Here is a 2,676-nt window from a genome sequence, read left to right on the forward strand (position 1 = left end):
TAGTAATACGTCACAAAAAAAGAGACCATCTAACTTTTGATTGTTAGACAGTCTCATTTTTGTCAACCATCGTTGCATTTATTTGTATTTTGCCGAAATAATTGCTAATTTTGGGGGTATATAAATATTGTCTATGCTTCAAGAACTTAAAATCAGGAATTTCAAGTCGTTTCGCGATGAGGTGGAGTTGAGTTTCGAACCCACGGGCAATGACCGTTACAACAGTGTTGTCACAATGCCTGACGGGGTTAATCTGCTTCGCTTTGCCGTTGTCCTCGGTGCAAATGCAAGTGGCAAGTCCAATCTGCTGGATGCCATTGAATTTCTCCATGTATTCTGGAATAAAATTCCCATGACTAATGATGACGGCACAGACGTGCAGCCTTTCTTGATGCGATCGGATGCATTGTCGCATGACACTGAGTTCGAAGTGAAACTGTATATTGACGGCATACGTTATTGGTATCAGCTTGTAATAAATCCGGAAAAGGTGTGTCATGAGAATCTATACGTGTATCTTTCCGACAGCCCTACCAAAGTTTTCTCCCGCGAGGATGTCAACGGTATATCTAAATTAAATTTCAATCCGGATTTGGTGAAACTCTCTTCTGCCGAGGTTGAGGTCATGACAATGAACTGCTTGCGCAACATGTCGGTTCTTGCAGTGCTGAAGAAGGTAAACGTATCAGTGCCATATCTTGACAATATGCGGAAATGGATTGACAATAGGATGCTTCCATTACAGTCCGGATCATTCACATCATTATCTCATGATGTGAAGAGATTGCTTGCTGACAGTCCGGAATTCCGGGAATATCTGATGCAGTTTGCGAAAGAAGCAGATTTCAATATATCTGATATTAAAATTCAAAAGATGGTTGCCCTCTTCGGACATACGGTAGAAAATGAATCCGGTGTTGAGAACCATTTCCTGCCGGAATCCTGCCAAAGTGCCGGCACAAAACGTATGGTTGAGTTGGAATCCTTGATTTATACCCAGCTGAAGCGACAGGCATTTATGTGCATCGATGAAATTGAGGCATCGATGCATCCCAATCTGATGGAATATATCCTGACAAAATTTGTAAACAGCAGGGATAATCACTCACAGCTTCTTGTCTCAACGCATTACGACCCCATACTGAAAGATATTGAAGACATATTCGGCAAAGATTCCGTATGGTTCACAGAAAAAGGGAAAGATGGCAACACCACTCTTTTCTCACTTGCCGATTTCAAAGGTCTGAATAAATTATCGTCAATCCACCGGGCATATATGAACGGTCAGTTCGGCGCATTACCCAACGTACTATAATTTCTAAGTTATGGCACGAAAGATAAAGGAGCGTAAAATAAAAAATCCCACTATTACCATTATTGGAGAGGGTGCTACCGAACGGTATTATTTCACCCATCTAAAACGTATTAATGGGTATAACTACACATGTAAACCTCGTAATTTCACCGAACAGACTTTTGACGAGATGCAGAAACAAATAGACCGGGTACTTGACGACAATGGTATTGCAGTCTGTGTGTTTGATGCTGACGTCACCCGTACACGTTTAGCAGAAAAGAGAAAGTTAGAGGATATTCGTCGTAGATATGCCAATAATTCGTCTGTCATACTCTGCGACAGTATGCCTTCTATTGAATTTTGGTTTTTACTTCATTATCTGAAAACAAACCGTTATTTCGCAACATCAGAAGATGTAATTGACATATTACGCAGATATATACCCAATTTCAGTAAACATCAAGCATTCCTTTCAAACGAGAAATGGGTAAAAGAATTGTCGGCAGACAATCGTTTGAATAAAGCGATCGACAATGCACAAAAAATCGATTCAGATAGTGAATCATACAGCAATCTTCACAAATTGTTTATACAACTTGCAAATGATTGAAAACTAAGTTTTCAATCATTTATCCACTTTACAATGTTTTAAGGAGAAGGAAAATGGATAACGTTAAAAAAGAAGCAATAATGAAGGCTCGGACTTTCGACGAACTTCTCAATGCCGAATATGGTACACCCGGAACTCCTGAGCGTGACCGATTTAATGCGGATGCTGCAGCGTTTTGCCTTGCTGAAACGCTTAAAGAGGAACACCTTCGCATTGGTCTTACTTAAGAATAGCTTGCTGAACGAATTGGCATAAAAAGACATATATCTCTCGATTGGAGAACGGAAATTCTGATGAAAATAGTATGGATTTAAAATACTTCATTTGAATTTATTGTCAGTGATTATCTGTTTTCTACTCCCCTTAACAACCTCAGTATATATTTCAAATATCGTATTGAAAAGTTGATTACACTTTTCTACGGAATATAAATCTATACTCTTTTCATGAATAATGTCATCGTATTTCTCTGTTTCATACGTTGAACATATTATATCTACAATCTTTATCAATTCGTGAGCAGCTAATTGAGGCTGATTATGTATGATTAAATCAGAATAGCATGTAATTACATGATTCAGAAATTGACAGACTCCTTGCTCTTCTTCATTCTTATTTATAAAGTAAAGAAAAGATTTGCAAAGAGGTGTCACTTTCATATCTTTAGCTCTTTTTAGAATTGGGTTTTGCGCAGCATTATTTATAATCCTTAGATTGAAGTTGTCTAAACTTATTTTGAGATGTTAAAAATTCGGTAAAATAAATAAAA

At 37.9% G+C, this 2,676-nt stretch carries 4 protein-coding genes; 3 read left to right on the forward strand and 1 reads right to left on the reverse strand.

The window, feature by feature from the left end; translation table 11 throughout:
* Positions 1 to 133 precede the first annotated feature (133 nt).
* The 3 genes from E5331_RS19970 (at position 134) to E5331_RS20520 (ending at position 2,134) form a co-directional block, all read left to right on the forward strand.
* Positions 134 to 1,315, forward strand: a complete 1,182-nt coding sequence (locus tag E5331_RS19970) for an AAA family ATPase (RefSeq protein WP_135986408.1) — start codon at positions 134 to 136, stop codon at positions 1,313 to 1,315.
* A 10-nt stretch (positions 1,316 to 1,325) separates the two neighbouring features.
* Positions 1,326 to 1,907: an RloB family protein gene (locus tag E5331_RS19975; protein ID WP_135986410.1), complete on the forward strand. Its 582-nt coding sequence runs from the start codon at positions 1,326 to 1,328 to the stop codon at positions 1,905 to 1,907.
* 80 nt (positions 1,908 to 1,987) lie between these two features.
* Entirely contained in the window at positions 1,988 to 2,134 is a 147-nt protein-coding gene (locus E5331_RS20520; protein ID WP_168355325.1) for a hypothetical protein, read from the forward strand.
* Between the two features lie 93 nt (positions 2,135 to 2,227).
* Here E5331_RS20520 and E5331_RS19980 read toward each other — a convergent pair whose 3' ends face one another.
* Positions 2,228 to 2,566 (reverse strand): hypothetical protein, encoded by a 339-nt coding sequence (locus tag E5331_RS19980; RefSeq protein WP_135986412.1) that lies wholly within the window; start codon positions 2,564 to 2,566, stop codon positions 2,228 to 2,230.
* Positions 2,567 to 2,676 lie beyond the last annotated feature (110 nt).

This window comes from Lepagella muris (assembly GCF_004793975.1).
Taxonomy (GTDB): Bacteria; Bacteroidota; Bacteroidia; order Bacteroidales; family Muribaculaceae; genus Lepagella; species Lepagella muris.

Excerpts from the sequence above, each read along its gene's own strand:
- E5331_RS19970 (WP_135986408.1), top strand. The coding sequence starts at position 134 with ATGCTTCAAGAACTTAAAATCAGGAATTTCAAGTCGTTTCGCGATGAG.
- E5331_RS19975 (WP_135986410.1), top strand. The coding sequence starts at position 1,326 with ATGGCACGAAAGATAAAGGAGCGTAAAATAAAAAATCCCACTATTACC.
- E5331_RS20520 (WP_168355325.1), top strand. The coding sequence starts at position 1,988 with ATGAAGGCTCGGACTTTCGACGAACTTCTCAATGCCGAATATGGTACA.
- E5331_RS19980 (WP_135986412.1), bottom strand. The coding sequence starts at position 2,566 with ATGAAAGTGACACCTCTTTGCAAATCTTTTCTTTACTTTATAAATAAG.